The organism is Sphingomonas sp. BL-S-28, from assembly GCF_055521515.1.
Window position 1 is genome coordinate 1369426 of record NZ_CM145484.1, and the last position, 17886, is coordinate 1387311.

The 17886-nt window shown below is 63.8% G+C and carries 21 protein-coding genes and 1 tRNA gene; 10 read left to right on the forward strand and 12 right to left on the reverse strand.

From position 1 onward, the window contains the following. Positions 1–36: 36 nt before the first annotated feature. From ACZ1JC_RS15235 to ACZ1JC_RS15260, 6 genes are all read right to left on the reverse strand, one after another. Positions 37–585 carry a hypothetical protein gene (locus ACZ1JC_RS15235; protein WP_465136053.1) on the reverse strand — a complete coding sequence of 183 codons (549 nt, stop codon included), beginning with the start codon at positions 583–585 and terminating at the stop codon, positions 37–39. Positions 586–868: 283 nt separating this feature from the next. Further along, positions 869–1288 carry a hypothetical protein gene (locus tag ACZ1JC_RS15240; RefSeq protein ID WP_465136052.1) on the reverse strand — a complete coding sequence of 140 codons (420 nt, stop codon included), beginning with the start codon at positions 1286–1288 and terminating at the stop codon, positions 869–871. 168 nt (positions 1289–1456) lie between these two features. Then, the gene (gene map, locus ACZ1JC_RS15245) at positions 1457–2227 is read right to left on the reverse strand and encodes a type I methionyl aminopeptidase (protein WP_465136051.1); all 771 of its coding nucleotides are present in this window, start codon (positions 2225–2227) and stop codon (positions 1457–1459) included. Next, entirely contained in the window at positions 2224–2463 is a 240-nt protein-coding gene (locus ACZ1JC_RS15250; RefSeq protein ID WP_465136050.1) for a ParD-like family protein, read from the reverse strand. Before ACZ1JC_RS15250 ends, map begins: the two co-directional genes overlap by 4 nt. 87 nt (positions 2464–2550) lie before the next feature. Further along, positions 2551–2871 carry a hypothetical protein gene (locus ACZ1JC_RS15255; protein WP_465136049.1) on the reverse strand — a complete coding sequence of 107 codons (321 nt, stop codon included), beginning with the start codon at positions 2869–2871 and terminating at the stop codon, positions 2551–2553. Positions 2872–2884: 13 nt separating this feature from the next. After that, positions 2885–3322, reverse strand: a complete 438-nt coding sequence (locus tag ACZ1JC_RS15260) for a hypothetical protein (protein WP_465136048.1) — start codon at positions 3320–3322, stop codon at positions 2885–2887. A gap of 92 nt (positions 3323–3414) precedes the next feature. Here ACZ1JC_RS15260 and ACZ1JC_RS15265 point away from each other — a divergent pair, with 92 nt between their 5' ends. The 8 genes from ACZ1JC_RS15265 (at position 3415) to ACZ1JC_RS15300 (ending at position 10930) form a co-directional block, all read left to right on the forward strand. Beyond that, complete coding sequence (locus tag ACZ1JC_RS15265; RefSeq protein ID WP_465136047.1) at positions 3415–4740, forward strand: replication-associated recombination protein A; 1326 nt, start codon at positions 3415–3417, stop codon at positions 4738–4740. Next, positions 4737–5087 (forward strand): MmcQ/YjbR family DNA-binding protein, encoded by a 351-nt coding sequence (locus tag ACZ1JC_RS15270; RefSeq protein ID WP_465136046.1) that lies wholly within the window; start codon positions 4737–4739, stop codon positions 5085–5087. The genes ACZ1JC_RS15265 and ACZ1JC_RS15270 overlap by 4 nt, the downstream gene beginning before the upstream one ends. A gap of 20 nt (positions 5088–5107) precedes the next feature. Next, positions 5108–5971, forward strand: coding sequence for a hypothetical protein (locus tag ACZ1JC_RS15275; protein ID WP_465138583.1), 864 nt, complete (start codon positions 5108–5110; stop codon positions 5969–5971). A gap of 71 nt (positions 5972–6042) precedes the next feature. Further along, entirely contained in the window at positions 6043–7776 is a 1734-nt protein-coding gene (locus tag ACZ1JC_RS15280) for a DUF885 domain-containing protein (RefSeq protein ID WP_465136045.1), read from the forward strand. A 61-nt stretch (positions 7777–7837) separates the two neighbouring features. Further along, positions 7838–7913 (forward strand) — tRNA-Thr (locus tag ACZ1JC_RS15285). Positions 7914–8124: 211 nt separating this feature from the next. Next, positions 8125–9390 carry a tyrosine-type recombinase/integrase gene (locus tag ACZ1JC_RS15290; protein ID WP_465136044.1) on the forward strand — a complete coding sequence of 422 codons (1266 nt, stop codon included), beginning with the start codon at positions 8125–8127 and terminating at the stop codon, positions 9388–9390. A 371-nt stretch (positions 9391–9761) separates the two neighbouring features. Next, entirely contained in the window at positions 9762–10649 is an 888-nt protein-coding gene (locus tag ACZ1JC_RS15295) for an ArdC family protein (protein ID WP_465136043.1), read from the forward strand. Then, the gene (locus ACZ1JC_RS15300; protein ID WP_465136042.1) at positions 10646–10930 is read left to right on the forward strand and encodes a sigma factor-like helix-turn-helix DNA-binding protein; all 285 of its coding nucleotides are present in this window, start codon (positions 10646–10648) and stop codon (positions 10928–10930) included. The genes ACZ1JC_RS15295 and ACZ1JC_RS15300 overlap by 4 nt, the downstream gene beginning before the upstream one ends. Before the next feature lie 63 nt (positions 10931–10993). Here the strand turns inward: ACZ1JC_RS15300 and ACZ1JC_RS15305 are convergent, their stop codons facing one another. The 5 genes from ACZ1JC_RS15305 to ACZ1JC_RS15325 all read right to left on the reverse strand — a co-directional run bounded on the left by ACZ1JC_RS15305 (position 10994) and on the right by ACZ1JC_RS15325 (position 13500). Continuing rightward, complete coding sequence (locus tag ACZ1JC_RS15305; RefSeq protein ID WP_465136041.1) at positions 10994–11212, reverse strand: helix-turn-helix transcriptional regulator; 219 nt, start codon at positions 11210–11212, stop codon at positions 10994–10996. Positions 11213–11534: 322 nt separating this feature from the next. After that, entirely contained in the window at positions 11535–12116 is a 582-nt protein-coding gene (locus tag ACZ1JC_RS15310) for a hypothetical protein (RefSeq protein ID WP_465136040.1), read from the reverse strand. A 351-nt stretch (positions 12117–12467) separates the two neighbouring features. After that, positions 12468–12839 (reverse strand): excalibur calcium-binding domain-containing protein, encoded by a 372-nt coding sequence (locus ACZ1JC_RS15315; protein ID WP_465136039.1) that lies wholly within the window; start codon positions 12837–12839, stop codon positions 12468–12470. Positions 12840–12944: 105 nt separating this feature from the next. After that, a complete protein-coding gene (locus ACZ1JC_RS15320; RefSeq protein WP_465136038.1) occupies positions 12945–13157 on the reverse strand; it encodes a conjugal transfer protein TraD in 213 nt (70 codons plus the stop codon). Between the two features lie 16 nt (positions 13158–13173). Continuing rightward, entirely contained in the window at positions 13174–13500 is a 327-nt protein-coding gene (locus ACZ1JC_RS15325) for a conjugal transfer protein TraD (RefSeq protein WP_465136037.1), read from the reverse strand. A gap of 171 nt (positions 13501–13671) precedes the next feature. Between ACZ1JC_RS15325 and traA the strand changes: the two genes are divergently transcribed. Both traA and ACZ1JC_RS15335 read left to right on the forward strand, forming a co-directional pair. After that, positions 13672–16500: a Ti-type conjugative transfer relaxase TraA gene (gene traA / locus ACZ1JC_RS15330; RefSeq protein WP_465138582.1), complete on the forward strand. Its 2829-nt coding sequence runs from the start codon at positions 13672–13674 to the stop codon at positions 16498–16500. Between the two features lie 4 nt (positions 16501–16504). Continuing rightward, a complete protein-coding gene (locus tag ACZ1JC_RS15335) occupies positions 16505–17203 on the forward strand; it encodes a DUF6118 family protein (protein ID WP_465136036.1) in 699 nt (232 codons plus the stop codon). A gap of 216 nt (positions 17204–17419) precedes the next feature. Here the strand turns inward: ACZ1JC_RS15335 and ACZ1JC_RS15340 are convergent, their stop codons facing one another. Beyond that, positions 17420–17698 carry a hypothetical protein gene (locus ACZ1JC_RS15340; RefSeq protein ID WP_465136035.1) on the reverse strand — a complete coding sequence of 93 codons (279 nt, stop codon included), beginning with the start codon at positions 17696–17698 and terminating at the stop codon, positions 17420–17422. Between the last annotated feature and the right edge of the window lie 188 nt (positions 17699–17886).

Sequence of the window (17886 nt, forward strand, 5' to 3'; positions counted from 1 at the left end):
CAGGTGCGATATGGTTCGGTCGTATCCGCGCGCCGTTTAGCGGCGCCAGCCGCGCCCGTGATCGTCGTGGCGACCGTTATCGCGGTGCCCGTTGTCGTGGCGGCCACGGTCGTCATGGCGGCCGTAGTCGCGGTGCCCATAGTCGCGCCTGTTGTCCCAGCCGCGATGATCGTTCCAGCGGTTGGGGCCCGGGGCATAGCCCGGACGGCCATAAACCGGTCTGCCATAGCCGGGGCGGCCCCAGCCCGGACGGCCATAGTGTTCGCGGTAGTACGGCGCGTAGTAGCGATCGTAATAGCGGTCCTGATAGTACCGGTTGGGATAGCCGTCGTAGTAGTAATAATACCCCGGCCGGCCGCGCACGGTGACGTAGCGGCGCGAACCGTAATAGCCGCGATCGTAGTAGTAGCGGTCGCCCCGGTCGGCGATCGCCGCACCCAGGGCAAGCCCGATCACGCCGGCACCAATGGCCACGGCTGCCGTGTCGTCGCCATAGCCGCCACGCGCCATCGCCGGTGACGAAGCGGTCACGGCGCAGGCCGCAAGCGCTGCGCCCAGGGCGAAATTCCTGATCCTGATATTCATCTCGATTGAACTCCCTTTCCGGGCCAACCAGTCAACGGCGGTTCCAGCGGGCACGTGCAACATTTCTGCAATGTTTCCACTGAACCGCCTGTGAACTTCTCGTTGTGATCCGTTTGGAAATGCTGTGTTTGCGGTGATCGGAGGCGACGCGGCGACGATGCGAGGGGCATCACTCGGCGGCCTCCAACGAACACCAAAAGACGCCCGGCCAAGGAGGAGGGGCCGGGCGTCTCGTTGCGGCGGGAGAGGGGTTTATCCCGCCACTCGGTGGCTCTTGATGGCGTCAGTAACCGCGGCGGAAGTCGTCCCGGTTGCGGTCGTAGCCGCGACGGTAGTCGACCCGGTCGGCGCCGTAGTTGCCGCCCCGATAATCGTTACGGTAATCGCCGCGATTGTCCCGGTGGTAACGGGCATATTCGTCGCGGCTGTGGCGGCCGCCGTCACGGTCCCAGTACCAGCCGTCGCGATATTCCCAGCCGCTGGTGTAGTAACCGGGATAGCTGTCGCGATAGCGGTCGTTGTTGTTCGACGCGATGATCGCGCCGAGTGCCAGACCGACGACGCCGGCGCCGATGGCAACGGCCGCGGTATTGTCGCCGCCACGGTGATAGCCGCGATAGTCCTGGGCCATGGCCGGGCTCGCGGCGGCAAGCGCCGTCGCAGCGAGCGCGCCGGTAAGGCCGATCTTGCGCATGATGGTCATGGTTAGTGCTCCTGTAGCGGCGGAAGCACCCGGTCATCCGGAGCATTTCCGCCATCGTTGAAACCGGTTCTACAGGAGCGTGGCTGAACCGGATCGAAGCGGGACTGGCAGATTCGGTTCAGGTTTGTACAAAGTTGTATGAATGAAAGTGCACATTCCTGCGCGCTATCATCGCCGTGCCGGCATTTCGTCCGGCCGCAGGGTGAGCACGCGCACGCCATTGGCGGTAACCGCCACGGTATGTTCGAACTGGGCGGATAGCTTGCCGTCCACGGTGACGACGGTCCAGCCGTCATTCTCCGTCTCCACCATCCGCCGGCCCTGATTCACCATGGGTTCGATGGTGAAGACCATGCCTTCCTTCAGCACAAGGCCGGTGCCCGGCTTGCCGAAATGCAGCACTTCGGGTGCCTCGTGCATTTCGCGGCCGATGCCGTGGCCGCAATAGTCGCGCACGATCGAATAGCCGGCGCGCTTGGCGTGGTTTTCGATGGCGTGGCCAATGTCGCCCAGCCGCGCGCCGGGGCGCACCGTGCGAATGCCTTTCCACATCGCCTCATAAGTCGTCTGTACCAGCCGCCGCGCGGCCGGCGCCACTTCGCCGATCATGTAGGTCTTGCTGGAATCGGCGATGAACCCGTTCTTTTCCAGCGTGATGTCGAAATTGACGATGTCCCCATCGTGCAGGATCGCATCGGGGGAAGGGACGCCGTGGCACACCACCTGATTGGGCGAACAGTTCAGCACGAAGCCATAGCCGTACTGCCCCTTGCTGGCCGGGCGGGCGTGCAACTGGCGGACGATCAGGTCTTCCACCAGATCGTTGATCTCCATCGTCGACCGGCCGGCCAGCGCCAGTGTGTCGAGATGGGTGAACACGGAGGCGAGAAGACGGCCGGATTCGGCCATCAGTTCGATTTCTTCGGGCGTCTTGATCATTTTGCGGGCATGTCCAGAGCAGCCGGTTCGACCCCGCCGGGATCCACCCCCGGATTTACGCCCGCATCGCGCAACTCGCGAATGACGATCTCCTGAAAGGTCAGCCCCGGGCTCAATTCGCAGAGCATGCCGATCCGGATCCAGAACGCGGCCTGGGCATTGATCGAGCGATAAGACGCCTTGCTGGCCTTGCGCAGCTGCTCGTGCAGCTCGTCCTCGATATTGACGATGCCCATTACGCTATCCCGAATATACGAATCATATATGATCCATATGGCGAGCGCACGCGAAGGGCAAGTACGCAGACGGGATGCGGCTTGCCCCTAAGGATAGCCGATGCCGAAGAGTTGAAGCACCTGCCTGCCCTGTTCGGTCAGGTCGATCGCGGTGTTCCCGGCGAGCACGGGGTCGGCGCCTTGGCCCGCAAAGGCCGCGCGCAGCCGGTCCGGCCATTCCTCTCTGGCGACGGAGGTGAAAGGGTACTGGACCGTAGACAGGGCAACCAGCTCCCGATCGGCGAGGTACTGTGCGGTCTGCAGGCAGGAGGCGCGATCGTGGCGGGATGCGATGTTCGCGAATTCGAGCAGCGGCCGCGGCCCATCCCGCAACTCATCCAGCGCGTGGATGATCAGATTCCAGTCCATCGCCGGTTTCCCCTCAGCGCAGCACGCGGCGCTTGCGCATCCGGATCGCGTAGAAGAGCAGGAACAATGCCACGATCCAGATCGTCGCAGTCAGCGCGATAGTGGCGGTGTTCACCCCGCCATTCGGCATCGGTACCAGAACCTGATAGGTCTGGTTGATCGCCAGCCCCAGCAGTGACAGCGCGAAAGCGCCAACCGCCCAGCGGGACCGCAGAAGCAGCAACAGCGCACCCAGCAATCCGCCCCAGACGCCCATGGCCCAGGCGATCACGGCCCAGCCCGGTGCCTCGTCCAGCCAGTCGATCACTTGCGGCGAAAGCGGCGCCATCCATACGGGATTGCGCGTGACCGTCATCGAAAAGTCCACGCAGCCAAAGGCGTTCCACAGCAGCGCGACAATGCCTACCAGCCACAGATGCCGGGGCACCCGGCCCAGCGTGGTTCCGATCATGCCCTTGCTCCCACTCCGATTTCTTGCGGGCCCAAGGCTACTCCCGGCGCGGAACCGATGCAATTGTGCGCCATAGTCGCTAGATAGCCCCCATGGCCGACCTTTTTGCCGATGATCTTCCGCCCTCCAATGCCCCCGATCTGCCGGGCGAGGATGCCCCACTTGCCGATCGGCTGCGTCCGCGCACCCTGGCCGATGTGGTGGGGCAGGAGCACCTGACCGGCCCCGAAGGCGCGATCGGGCGCATGGTGGCGGCGGGGCGCTTGTCCTCGATGATCCTCTGGGGGCCGCCGGGCACCGGCAAGACCAGCACCGCGCGATTGCTCGCCGATGCGGTGGGCATGCGCTTCGCGGCGATCTCCGCCGTGTTCTCGGGCGTGGCCGATCTCAAGAAGGCTTTTGCCGAGGCAGACCTTGCGGCGCGGGCCGGTCAGCGCACCTTGCTGTTCGTGGACGAGATCCACCGCTTCAACCGCGCGCAGCAGGACGGTTTCCTGCCCTTCGTCGAACGCGGCACCGTCACTTTGGTGGGCGCGACGACGGAGAACCCCAGCTTCGCGCTCAACGCGGCGCTGCTCAGCCGTGCGCAAGTGCTGATCCTGCACCGGCTGGGCCCGGACGCGCTGGAGACCTTGCTGGACAAGGCGGAGGCACTGGAAGGCCCGCTGCCGCTGAACGCCGATGCCCGCGCCGCCCTGGTCGCCTCGGCCGATGGCGACGGACGTTTCCTGCTCAATCAGGCAGAGACGCTTTACGCTGCGAAGATCCCGGAGCCGCTCGATCCCGCAGGGCTGGGCGCCTTTCTCCAGCGCCGCGTCGCGGTCTACGACAAGGATCGCGACGGGCACTACAACCTGATCTCCGCCCTGCACAAATCGGTGCGCGGGTCGGACCCGCAGGCCGCGCTCTATTACCTCGCGCGGATGCTGACGGCGGGGGAAGAGCCGCTCTACCTGCTCCGCCGCCTGACGCGCATGGCGAGCGAGGACATCGGCCTGGCCGATCCGCAGGCGCTGTTACAGTGCATCGCCGCCAAGCAGACCTATGAGTTCCTTGGCAGCCCGGAAGGGGAGGGCGCGATCGTGCAGGCCTGCCTGTACCTCGCCACCGCGCCCAAATCGAACGCCGCCTATATGGCGCAGAAGGCCGCGTGGCAGAGCGCGAAGGAAACCGGATCGCTGCCGCCCCCCGCCAATATCCTGAACGCGCCGACCAAGCTGATGAAGGACATCGGCTATGGCAAGGACTATGCCTACGACCACGATGCGCCGGATGGCTTCTCCGGCGACAATTACTGGCCCGAAGGCATGCCGCCGCAGACTTTCTACGAACCTGTCGAGCGCGGGTTCGAGCGGGACTTGCGCAAGCGTATCGAATGGTGGGACCGCAAGCGGGCGGAACGGCGGGAAGAGGAATGACCCGCTTCGCCGACTGGGATGCGGTCGTCGCCCATGCGCTGACGCTGGAGGGCACGGTGCTCGCTACCAGTTATGGCAAACCGGCGGTGAAAGTGGCGGCGAACGGCCGCTCGTTTCTGGCGCTGGGGCATGAGCCGGATAGCTCCTTCGTGCTTCAGGTGGACCTCGATACCGCCCAGATACTGATGGAAACCGAGCCGGAAACCTACTGGCAGACGCCGCATTATCAGGGCTGGCCCGCCGTGCTGGTGCGCTTCGCCCCCGCCGATCCCGAGCGCGTGGCGGCGATGATCGCGCTGGCCCGCGATCAGGCGGCAGCGCGCAAGCCCGCACGACCGAAGAAGTGATCCCGCGTTTCCGGCACTTCATGGCGATCGACTGGTCCGGCGCGCTCGGTCCGCGCCAGAAGGGGATCGCCGTCGCGCTCTGCGGGCTTGAAGGCGCGTCGAAGCTGCTGCGCCCCGAAGGCCATGCGCACTGGTCGCGCGAGGCGGTGCTGCATTTGCTCCGCGACGGCTTGCCGCAGGACACGCTGGTGGGGCTCGATCTCGGCATCTCGCTACCTTTCGCCGATGCCGGGGCGTTCTTCCCCGGCTGGGCGCAGAGCCCCGCCGATGCCCGCGCGCTCTGGGCGCTGATCGACGGCATTTGTGCCGGGGACGAGCACCTCTCCGCCGCCAGCTTCGTCGATCACCCGCAGCTCAGCGCCTATTTCCGCCGCCATGGTGGCCGCGAGGGTGCGCGCTTTCACTTGCCGGAAGCCTTGCACCGTCGCGGCCGCATGCGCGTGACCGAGGAGGCGCAGGCGCGCGCCGGGTGCAAGCCGTACTCCAACTTCAACCTCGTCGGCGCGGCGCAAGTCGGCAAGTCCAGCCTCACCGGCATGCGCCTGCTGCACCGGCTGGGCGGGGCCGTCTCGGTCTGGCCGATCGACCCGCTGCCCGAAAGCGGATCGGTGGTGACAGAGATCTACACCACGCTCGCCGCCGTGGCCGCCGGACGCTCGGCCGGGCGCGCGAAGATGACCGATTACGCGGCGCTCAATGCGGCGCTGGCCGTACTCGGATCGCCACAGGTCGAAGGAGAGGGCCCCATCGACGATCACAGCGCCGATGCCCTGCTCACCGCCGCCTGGCTGCGCACCGCCGCGCCGCGCGCAGACTTGTGGAAACCCGCCGAAATGACCCCCGAACTGGCCCTTACCGAGGGCTGGACCTTCGGCGCGGTCTGACGCACAACCTTGCCCATCACGGCGCGCCCGGCCGGGCGAAGCCTTCAAATGGACAGGGATCGCTCGAAGACATGAAGCACACGTTGCTGGCAGGCATGGCCTGCCTCGCACTCGCCACCGGCGCAGGCGCCGCACCCACGCAGACATCTCAACCCACCCCGGTCAGCGCCGCGATGGGCACGCCTGCCACGCCGTGGAAGGCCTATGTCGGCAAGACGCTGGACGCGTGGATGGCGCAGGACCCGTCCTTCGCGATCTATCAGGGCGCGCACCAGTTCGATGGCCGCTTGCCCGACTGGAGCGCCGCCGGCCTGAAGGCCCGCGCCGATTTCCTGCGCGGCGTGATCGCCGATGCCGGCAAGTTCACCAACCTCTCGGCCGCCGACAGGTTCGAGCGGGACTATCTGGTGCAGGTCGCCAAGGGCCAGCTGTTCTGGCTGGTCGATGCCGACAAGCCGCACAACAATCCCGGCTATTACATCGAGAACGGCCTCGACCCCAACGTCTACGTCAGCCGCGACTATGCGGATAAGCCGACGCGGATGAAGGCGATGATCGCGTTCTTCAAGGCCGTGCCAACCGCCGCCACCCAGATCCGCGGCAACCTGAAGACCGCGATGCCCGCCAGCTTCATCAAGCTGGGCGTCGCCGGGTTCTCGGGCTTTGCCGAATACTACCGCGGCGATGCCCGCGCCGCCTTCGCCGATGTGAAGGACGCCAAGCTGCAGGCCGAATTCAAGGCGAGTTCCGAAGCAGCCGCCACGTCCATGCAGGGCCTTGCCGATTGGCTATCCAAGGCGACGCCGACGCAGGACTTCGCGATGGGGGCGGAGCGCTTCTCACGCATGGTGGCGGCGACCGAGGCAGTCGACGCTCCGCTCGACGAACTCGAAGCCGTCGGCCGCGCCGACCTGAAGCGCAATCAGGATCTGCTGAAGGCCGCCTGCGCCGAATATGCGCCGGGCAAGGATATCCAGGGCTGCTTCGACAAGATGCGCAGCGACAAGCCCGATGGCGGCCCGGTGGTAGAGGCGCGCAAGGAAATCCCCGATCTCACCGCCTTTGTGCGCCAGCATGACATCGTGACGATCCCCGGCACCGAACAGGCGAAGGTGGAGGAAAGCCCGCCCTACAACCGCCAGAATTCGGCCTATATCGATCCGGCGGGGCCGCTCGATAAGGGCATCGCCTCGGTCTATTACATTTCGCCGCCCGATCCGGCGTGGTCGCAGCAGATGCAGCAGGACTACATTCCCGGGAAGAACGATCTGCTGTTCACTTCCGTGCATGAGGTGATGCCGGGCCACTTCCTGCAGTTCCTGCACTCGAACCGCTCGCCCTCATGGGTGGGGCGCCTGTTCGTCGGCTACGCCTTTGCCGAAGGCTGGGCTCATTATGCCGAGGAAATGATGTGGGATGCGGGCGTCGGCAACGGAGACGCGGGCGTCCACGTCGGGCAATTGTCCAACGCGCTGCTGCGCAACTGCCGCTATCTCTCGGCCATCGGCCTGCACGCGCGCGGCATGACGCAGCAGCAGTCGAAGCAGATGTTCATGACCGAGTGTTATCAGGACGAAGGCACCGCCGAACAACAGGCCGCGCGCGGCACCTACGATCCGGCCTACCTCAACTACACGCTGGGTAAGCTGATGATCCGCAAGCTGCGTGACGACTGGACCGCCACGCGCGGCGGCCGCGCCGGCTGGAAGGCGTTCCACGACGAATTCCTCAGCTACGGTGGCCCGCCGATCCCGCTGGTTCGCCAGGCGATGATGAAGGAAGACGCCCCGCACGCGGTGTTCTGATTAAAATGCTGGACCGGCGCCCCTGCCACGCTGTAAGGGCGCCGGACTTGCCACGGCGAGTGCCGGCTTAGCTCAGTTGGTAGAGCACCTGATTTGTAATCAGGGGGCCACGGGTTCGAATCCTGTAGCCGGCACCATTTGACCCTCCCAAGACATCCCAAAACCTCGACAAAACGGCAGATTTCTGCCACTTTTGGACATCGTTGGTCTCGAAGTGTGTCAGGAAATTTCAGGGCATCCTGAACGAAATGGTGCCACAAGGTGCCATGGTAGCCTCCTCGAGAGGAACCGAACAGGTGGCCCTTTGGAATTGCAACGCCGCACTTCGATTTGTCGAGGAGAACGCGCGTGGCGCTTACCGATGTTCAGGTCCGTCAACTTCAGCCTGCTGGGAAGATTTATCAGTGCTCCGATAGCCGAGGGCTCTATCTGGAAATTCACCCAAACGGATCGAAGCTCTGGCGATTCAAATATCGCTTTGCCGGCAAGCAGAAGCGTCTTGCCCTCGGGCGCTATCCTGACGTTGGTCTTGCCGGTGCGCGGAGGAAACTGGATGAGGCGCGCGAGCTTCTCGAAGCTGGTGAAGATCCGCTGGCGGCGCGGAAGATCCACAAGCTTGTTGCTGCCTACAAGGCTGCCAACACCTTCGACGACATCGCCAAGGAATTCATCGACAAGATGGTGGCGGAGGAGCGGGCCGAGGCCACGACCGTAAAGGCAAACTGGCTACTGTCGCACATGAAGCCAATCGCCTCGCGGCCGATTACGGAAATCAAGCCGCTGGAACTGCTCGCCGTGTTCAAGGCGATCGAGGCCAAGGGCAAGCGCGAGACGGCGCAGCGTTGCCGCTCCTTCGCCAGCCGCGTTTTTCGTTATGCCGTTGCGACCGGTCGCGGGGAGAACGATCCGACCTTCATTCTGAAGGGCGCTCTCTTGACGCCCAAAGTCAGGCATCACGCGGCGCTCCTTGAACCCGATCGGGTGGGTAAGCTGCTTCGAGACATCGACGGCTATAGCGGCGGTATTCTGACCCGTCTTGCGATGCAGATTGCCCCGCATGTGATGGCGCGCCCTGGCGAGCTGCGAAAAGCGAATTGGTCCGAATTCAATCTCGAGACGGCAGTCTGGACGATCCCGGCCGAGCGCATGAAGATGCGCCGTCCGCATCAAGTGCCGCTTTCGCGGCAGGTAATTGCTTACTTGCTTCAGCTCTATGAGCTGACGGGTCCGGAAGGTTATGCTTTTCCGGCACGCCATACCTCGCGCAAGACGATGAGCGAAAACACGATCAATGCCGCTTTTCGGCGGATGGGGTACGGCACGCGCGAGCTTACCGCTCATGGGTTGAGAACGACCGCGTCAACCTTGCTGAATGAAAGCGGACACTGGAGCCCGGACGCCATCGAGCGTTCCTTGGCCCACATGGATGCCAATGCTATTCGCGGCATCTACAATCGCGGGCGTTATTGGGAGGAGCGCACTGCCATGCATCAATGGTGGAGCGATCATCTGGACGGTTTGCGGGAAAAGGCTCTGACCGGAAAGTCCACTTTGGATTCGGGTTTTCGATCCAACTTGGAGGCTAACGCAAGAAAGTGGGCGTCTCAGACCTGAAGGCCTGACCGCGCTCTACCTCCGCTGGCGCTTCGGCCGAGCCACCTTCGGCGTCTCGTCGGCATAGCCGTAACGATCGCATGACGCGTTCCGTCCCGTTTTGAGCGGACCGGGCGGGACGCTATTCACGCCCCGTCAGCGGTCTCCGCGCCTGTGGCGCGTCGGCGTGTGCCTCGGCTCCAGGGTGACGGGGGGCGTCACGGCCCCTTAGCCCCGCCATGGCGAGCCGCAACCTGGGCAGGGCCCAGGTCCTCCACCCTGTTCCGGCCTTTCGGTGCACCCCGCCATCTTGGCGAGGCTTTTGGTCCGCTCCTGCCGCCCCCCGCCACCCCGGCGCCGGTCAATGGCGGTTGAGGAAAGGAACAGGAGAAATGGAAAGGACCAATCGCCAGAGCCTCTATGGAGAGGTCACGTCTCGTATCATTTCCGAGCTGGAAGAGGGGCGGCTCCCTTGGGTGCAGCCCTGGGACAGTGCGCGGTGTCCCTGTCTGATGCCGCACAATGCCGTTTCCGGAAGAGTGTACTCAGGTATCAATGTGCTGATCCTATGGTGCGAGGCGGTGGAACGCAGGTTCGGCTCGCAGCGCTGGCTGACTTACAAGCAGGCCTTGGCCGCAGGCGGGCATGTCCGGCGCGGTGAGAAGGGCACGGTCATCTGCTATGCGGATCGCTTCACCCCGAAGGCCGAGAGCGAGCAGGCGCGGTGCGAGGATCGCGAGGCGCGGACGATTGCCTTCCTGAAGCGCTTTGTCGTGTTCAACCTCGATCAGATCGAGGGGCTGCCCGAATGCTATGTCGAGGAACCGCAGGTTCCCGATCCGGTCATGGCTATTGCCGAGGTGGATCGGCTGATTGTGAACACCGGCGCGGACTTCCGGATCGGCGGCGACGAGGCGTTCTATGCCCCGAAGCAGGACTATGTGCAGGTGCCTCCGCAGGCGGCTTTCCATGAGCCGGTGAACTGGTTCCGGACGGCCCTTCATGAACTTGGTCATTGGAGCGGAGGAAACGGGCGATTGGACCGCGATCAGACCGGCAAGTACGGCTCGGCATCGTACGCAAAGGAAGAGCTCATCGCCGAGATGACCTCGGCCTTTGCCTGCGCGTCGCTGGGTATACAGCCCACGGTGCGGCATTCGGATTACCTCGGCTCATGGCTTGAAGTGCTCCGCGCCGACGAGAAGGCGATCTTCCGGGCGGCCAGTGCTGCCAGCAAGGCGGCCGATTACCTCCTCGCCTTCGGGGAGGACGCGGCATGAGGTGGCATCTCTATCTGCTGCAGCAGCGCATCCACGAGGCGTTCCTGCGTAATGCCTTCCCGGAATACGAAGATCCGGAACACCGGCGGCTGGCGCGCGCGATCTATTCGCTTCCTTACTTGCCCAATCGGGCCTTCTGCCTCTGGCGCTTCGAGGGTCTTCGGTATGAGCAGATCGCCGAGCGCATGGGCATCAGCGTCCGCCGGGTGGAGAAAGAGCTCGGCTGCGCGATGGGCCTGATCGTGCGCTCGCGGGATCGGCAGGAGCGGAAAGGCTGGTAAGGAACCGGGGCGCGTCCGCTGCGGCGGACGCGCCCCGGCCTTGCTTGCAGGCGTACCGACTATTCAGGCTTGGGGTGGGACGTCGTCGACCAGGTACGAGATGGGACTATTCATCCATTCGGTAATGGCGCTCTCGCGCCAGCCGCAGCAGCGCTCGGCAATGCGAACCTGCCTGGGGAAGGTCCCGGACTGGATCTTGCGGTAGAGGGTCGCGCGGGAAAGGCCCGTGCGTTCGAGAACGATATTCAGGCGCAGGAAACGATCATGGGGCGTCATGCTCATTGGCGTTGTCCTTTCCTATTCGTGAGGTGGACTGGCCGGCCATGAGCAAGATTGGGGCAAAGCGAGCGGGGCGCAAGTGCCTGAAAATGTGGGCGGTCACGAAGTGTACCCTATGTGCACTCTAACGGACTCCATCGGTACCCTACGGACACCAAAAAAGAGTCTCACCGCCGGAGGCGCGTGACTGGCGGCCCCGTCCCAAGCCGTCTCAAAGCACGCGGTGCGCGCGAATCACTGACATCGCAGGCACGCGAATCGCGCCAGACCTCGGCGGCGATCACGCCGCTTTGCGGTCTGGAATGTCAGCGCCGCAGTGGTGCGATCAGGATCGCACCGCCCGCTGCCGTGATCGCGCGTGTCCGGTGACCTGGCACACATGAGCGAGCAGCGCGGTAACCAGCCCCCGAACCTCATCGGGCGTGAAGCCGCCATCGTCGGGATGCTGGCCGTCCGTCAGATTGCGCCGGTTCCATTTCCAGTAGGGTGCGAGCACCTGCATCAGCCGCGCCGTCTCTGGGCAATCGTAGCCGAACGCGGTCACGTTGGCGTAGGCCAGAGACCGATCGACATGGAGGCTGATGTACCGCGCGCACCAGCTATCCGGAAAGCCGACATCGAGCAGATGCGACGACAGCGCGAGCTGCGCGACGATGCCGGTCGAATAGAGAAAGTCCGGCCAGTCGAACGGTGCGTCCGGTGACAGCATCGCCGCGAACTGTTCGGCCCGCTTGTAGCGATCACGACTGAGGCTGCGACCTTGCCGGGTGCGTAGCAACCGGACCGGTTCGGCATCGTAGATTTTCCAGAGCGCGGCGAGCGCGGAATTCTCATCGGGCAAGGAGTTGAGCGCCGCAGAGACAGCGGCGATTTCATCGGGTGAAGCAGCAGGAACATGAACGTCCATTGGCACCTCCGGGTCCGCATCAAGGCGGGGTTGGCGGAAGGCTCGGGACAACTTGCGGACCAGTCCCGAACTCCCGCACGCTAACGCGCGGGAGCCGCCGGAGCTGGTAACATGCTGACCGCATGCGCCGCCGCCTTTAACCCGAAGGTTTGGACATACGCGTCGGCACCCCGGAAAACTGTGTTTTCCGAGTTTGCATGGTCAGCGGGATTACCAGTCCCGGCGCTGCCCTTTGCGCAGCGCCTTGGCAGGATAACAGACGGGAATCCTTAGGCCAAGTTCTGACTGGATCGGACCGGTCCAGTGGCGGTCGGACGGTAGTTACAGGGATTTTCCGATGCTGCGCTCCGCTTAGAAGTGGAAACGCAGCCTGCGCCTGCGCGAATGCGAACCGCGATAGGGCTCACAGGCAATACCGTCGCCATCGGCATCGAGCTGCGGCCGATAGCCGCGCTCGTCCACGTAGAGCGGCGCTGCGCCCGCTGCTCTCGCCTCATCGCAATTGGCATAATAGGCCCACGACTTCGGCGAGGCGGCCGAGCTGGATGACGGCAGCAATTGCTGGACCGCTTGCAGCGGTTCATCACCCTGGGTGCTGAGGTAGCCCAGGCCGCCGCCCACAATCGCCGCGATGCCGAGCCACGTCGCGGTCCGGCGGGTTTGCGACCGTCGCTTGCGCTGGCCAGGGCGTTTCCTGAACTGTCTGCCGTGCTGAAGCGGCACTGCCCGAAATCGCCTCCTGTTGGACATCGCTCCCCCGCCCCCCGTTTGCCCAATCAGGGCAGCGTGTTCGCGGACCGAAGTGCCGCGAACACGCTGGTTGTGCCTTCAACAGTCTAAACGATCGCTAAAGGCCCGCACGCCCCGTCGTCGCCACAGCGTCAGCGCCTGCTCGCGATCCTCGCCGCGCAGCCTGGCCGCCGCTTCGACGAGCAGACCGAGGATCACCGCGCGGTCATCCCCGGTCAGTTCGACCAGTTCGGCCTTCGCGATCAGCCCGCCGAGCTCGATGAGCCGGCGGGTGCGCTCGCGCCGCTTCACTTGCCACGCGCGGGCATCATGCCGCGCCCGGCTCGCCAAGTGGCAATTGCGCGCTGCCTGGCTCCGCCGCAGCGCTGCGCGGCTCGCTGCCAATTCCTGTGCGAGCGTCTTTGCCGTCCCCTGAAAAGAACGCGGCGCCCTTCTTGCGCCATGCCTCCTTTCTGGCCGCGTCGGTGGTGGTGGCGGCATCGAGCAAGGCGCCGGCCAGCACTTCGGCGGAAAGGACATCGGCTCCTGTCGCGTTTACCAGTTCTCCGAGCTGGCTGGTCTTGCGCGTTTTGAGTTGCCGCGCCTTGTCGGTAAGCGCTTTGAGTTCGGCGTCATAGTCACGGGGCTTGCGCATCGTCCGTCCTTTCTTTGATCGAGGCGGACGGTTCAGCTATCGGGAGTCTCAGCGCCGAACAATAGCGTGAAATCTTCTGGGATTTCGCGTTCCCGAGTGCGATGAAATCGTTCGAGGGCGCGCTTATACGTCGTGCCGACGTGCTGCTTGAAGTGTAAATGGATGGCCGTCATGGCGATCTACCACTTCTCGGCCAAAGTCATTTCGCGCGCTACCGGCTCCTCGGCGGTGGCAGCCGCCGCCTATCGTGCCGCCTCGCGGCTGCACGATGAGCGGCTGGGGCGCGATCATGACTTTTCGAGCAAGGCAGGCGTCGTCCACTCGGAGATCCTGCTTCCCGAGAACGCGCCCGAACAGTGGCTCGACCGCGAGCGTCTGTGGAACGATGTCGAGGCGGCCGAGAAGCGCAAGGACGCGCAGCTGTGCCGGGAGGTCGAGTTCGCCATTCCCCGCGAGCTTGACCAGGCAGAGGGCATTCGCCTTGCAAGGGACTTTGTCCAACGCGAATTCGTGACGCGGGGCATGGTCGCCGATCTCAATGTGCACTGGGATATCGGTGAAGATGGACAGCCCAAGCCGCATGCCCATGTGATGCTCGGCATGCGCGAAGTGACCGAGGAGGGCTTCGGTCCCAAGGTGCGCGACTGGAACCGCACCGAACTGCTTTCCCATTGGCGCGAAGCCTGGGCCGATCACGTCAATCAGCGATTGGCCGAACTCGATATCGATGCGCGGATCGATCACCGTTCGCTGGAAGCCCAGGGGATAGAGCTTGAGCCGCAGCACAAGATCGGTCCCGCCGCCTCGCGCATGGCGGGGCAGGGGCTGGAGAGTGAAAGGCTCGAAGAGCACCACGCGATTGCCCGAGCCAATGGCGAAAAGATCCTCGCCAACCCAGCAATCGCGCTCGATGCTATCACCCACCAGCAGGCGACGTTCACCACCCGCGATCTTGCCAAGTTCGTGCACCGGCACAGCGACGGGAAGGAACAGTTCGATCAGGTCCTGGGCGCGGTCAGATCCTCGCCCGAGCTCATCGCGCTGGGCAAGGATGGGCGCGGCGAGGATCGCTTCACCTCACGCACGATGATCGAGACCGAGAAGCGACTTGAGAAGGCTACGATCAAGCTCGATGCTGGGCGGCGTCATGGTGTTAGCCGGGCTATGCAGGAAAAGGCGCTGGCCCATGCGGAGGCGAGGGGGCTTTCTCTCTCCGGCGAGCAACGCGGGGCGCTGGAGCATGTGACCAACAGCCGAGGACTCTCTTCGGTGATCGGCTATGCCGGCACTGGCAAAAGCGCGATGCTTGGTGTTGCCCATGATGCCTGGCACTCGGCGGGCTACGACGTGCGCGGTGCGGCGCTTTCCGGGATCGCTGCCGAGAACCTCGAAAGCGGTTCGGGAATATCGTCGCGCACCATCGCCAGCATGGAGCGGCAGTGGGCGCAGGATCGCGAACTGCTGACTGACCGTTCGGTGCTGGTCATCGACGAGGCCGGCATGGTCGGCACCCGGCAGATGGAGCGGGTGATTTCCGAAGCCGAAAAGCGCGGCGCCAAGGTCGTGCTGGTCGGCGATCCCGAGCAGTTGCAGGCGATCGAGGCGGGCGCTGCCTTCCGCAGCATTGCCGAGCGGCACGGCAGCGTCGAGATCATGCAGGTGCGGCGGCAAAGCGAGGAGTGGCAGCGCGAGGCCACGCGCGATCTGGCCACCGGCCGGACCGGGGAGGCGGTGCTGGCCTATGAGCAGGCTGGGCACGTCCATGTGGCGCCAACCCGCGAGGCGGCGCGCGAAGCGCTCGTCGGGCAATGGGATCGGGATCGACAACTCCATCCAGAGGCGAGCCGGATCATTCTGACCCACACCAATGACGAAGTGGGCGAACTCAACCAGACAGCGCGCGGAAAGATGCGCGAGGCGGGAGAGCTGGGCGAGGATGTGGCGCTCAAGGTCGAGCGCGGCGAGCGGGCCTTTGCCGTGGGCGACCGGGTGATGTTCTTCCGCAATGAGCGCAGCATGGGGGTGAAGAATGGATCGCTTGGGGTCCTCCGCAGCGTCTCGCCCTTCAGCATGGCGGTCATGCTCGACGATGGCCGCGCGGTCGCCTTCGACCTCAAGGATTATGCCGATGTGGATCACGGCTATGCCGCGACGATCCATAAGGCCCAAGGCATGACCGTGGACCGGGTGCGGTTGCTGGCAACGCCGGGGCTCGATCGGCACGGGACCTATGTGGCGTTGTCGCGCCACCGTGCGCAGGTTGATCTCCACTATGGCAAGGATGACTTTGCCGATCGCTCGAAGCTGGTGCGGGCGCTCAGCCGTGATCGCTCGAAGGATATGGCTTCCGATTACGGCCCTGCCTTCGAGATGAAGCGCGAGCCGCAAGCCGAGATCGTCATCAAGCGCGATCCCTTTGCCGGGCTCAGGCTCAAGGCGCCAGCCATTGCCGCGCCTGCTAATCCGCTCGAGGTTGCCGTGCAGGGCTATGGGCGCGCTGCGCAGGATATCCTGCGCATCAAAGCGATGGGGTTGAAGCCCATCGAACTTCAGCAGCAGGCGATGGAACGGGCGGCGGGCGATCTCGACAAGGTGCGCGAGCACGGTGCCCGTGATCTCCATGCGGCGATCCGCAAGGACCCCGATCTCGCTGATGAAGCCGGCAAGGGGCAGACCCGGCGCGCGATCCAGGCGATGATGGCCGAGAGTGAGATCCGCATCGATGCCGACTTGCGTGCCGATCGCTTCGTGAACGAGTTTCAGACCCAGACTCGGCAGTTCATGCGCATGCGCAGGCAGGGCAATCAACTCGGCATGGAACGGGCGGCCGAGCGCATCGATCAGTTCGCCAAAAGCCTTCACCGCGACCCCGAACTCGAGTCGCGGCTGAAGGCGAGATCGTTTGAGCTTGGAATCCCGGTGCGTGAGAATGCTTCGTTGTCTCGCAGTATCCAGGATTGGCTCGGTCGCTCGCGCGACCGTGGGCTTGGGATAAGCTGATCGGATGCCCGACATCCACACCCCCCAAGAGCTTGATCCTGCCGCTGCGTTCGAGGCCATGGGCCAGCGCCTGGCAGGACTGACCGCCGCCATCGACGGCCTCGCCGTCAAATTTCAGGAGATGCATGCCCGCGATTACAGTCCCGAGCTGGCCAAGATCGAAGAGCGCTTCGAGGCCGTGCGCGGCGTCGTCGAAAAGCTGAACCATCATCCAGCCATGGCTCTGACGCCCGACAAGATCGCCGGGCAAATCAAGGAGGCAGGCAGGGATGGGCGCTTGGATGATCAGCAGGCGTGGGAGAGAGCGCGGAGCGATCTTCGCGTTGCTGTTGCTTCCATCGACAGCGTCGTCACCAAGGCTCGCGATGGGCAGGCGCAGAACAAGTGGATGGCGATCACCGCGAGCGCGACGCTTGTTGTTGGGCTCTTCCTAGGGGGCGTGGGAAAGGACGCCATTCCTTGGATGGCGCCTGCAAGCTGGCATTGGCCGGAGGAACGGGCAGCGGCGATCCTTGGGCGCGATAAATGGGTTGCCGGCGAACGACTTTTGGAGGTGGCCGACGTGGAAAGATGGCAAAAAGTACAGGCCGCTTTGCGTTCGATCGAGGACCAAGACTCCAGATCTGCAAAATCTGCCGATCGCAAAGCCAATCGCGTTGGGAGTGGGCGTGCAAAGTCGAAACGGCGTCACGCGTCGGAATGACTGGCTCTGGCCGTTTGTAGCCTGACCGGTTTGGAGAACCGGCCAACTAAAGCCGACATTGCCGCCATGCCCTATTCGAGTTAGAACGTCCCGCCTGCGTGACGGAATTGGTAATCGTATCCCCACGGTGGTCCCGGAACGGGTGCTAGTTCGCCCCTTGCCGCTGGTAACCTGTGGCCGCTTTTCTGCCGAACTACTTTCCCTGTCAGGACGTGATCACACCCCATTTTCAGAAATCATGGGGTCCCGAAGGGCTGCGTCGATCATAGCTTGCCACGCATCCTGCATGCTTTCGCAATCCCTTACTGCCCCCTCTTGTTCAAATAATTCGTGGCCTGCCATGCACATGCGCAGCGTAGGAACGCGCATTGCTTTAATTACGGCACGCACATTTTCTTTCAGTTCTTCTCTCAGTTCGAGGTCGAGGTTGCGCCAAGCGTCTTTACCGCATTCTGATTCAGCAAGCGCACGTGCAGCGCGTTCAATCAGTGGCATGGACTTACTCTCCCTCGTTGTTCGAGTGCCGCAATTTCTGAACTGCGATTACATCGCGAGCAATTTATGCCAAAGTAATCCGATTAAAGGATTGTCATTGGTTAAATTTTTGCAAGCGTTAAATTCCCGGTCTAGTAGAATATAGGATGGGGGTGGTCCAATGCATATGCCGCTATAAACAATGGATT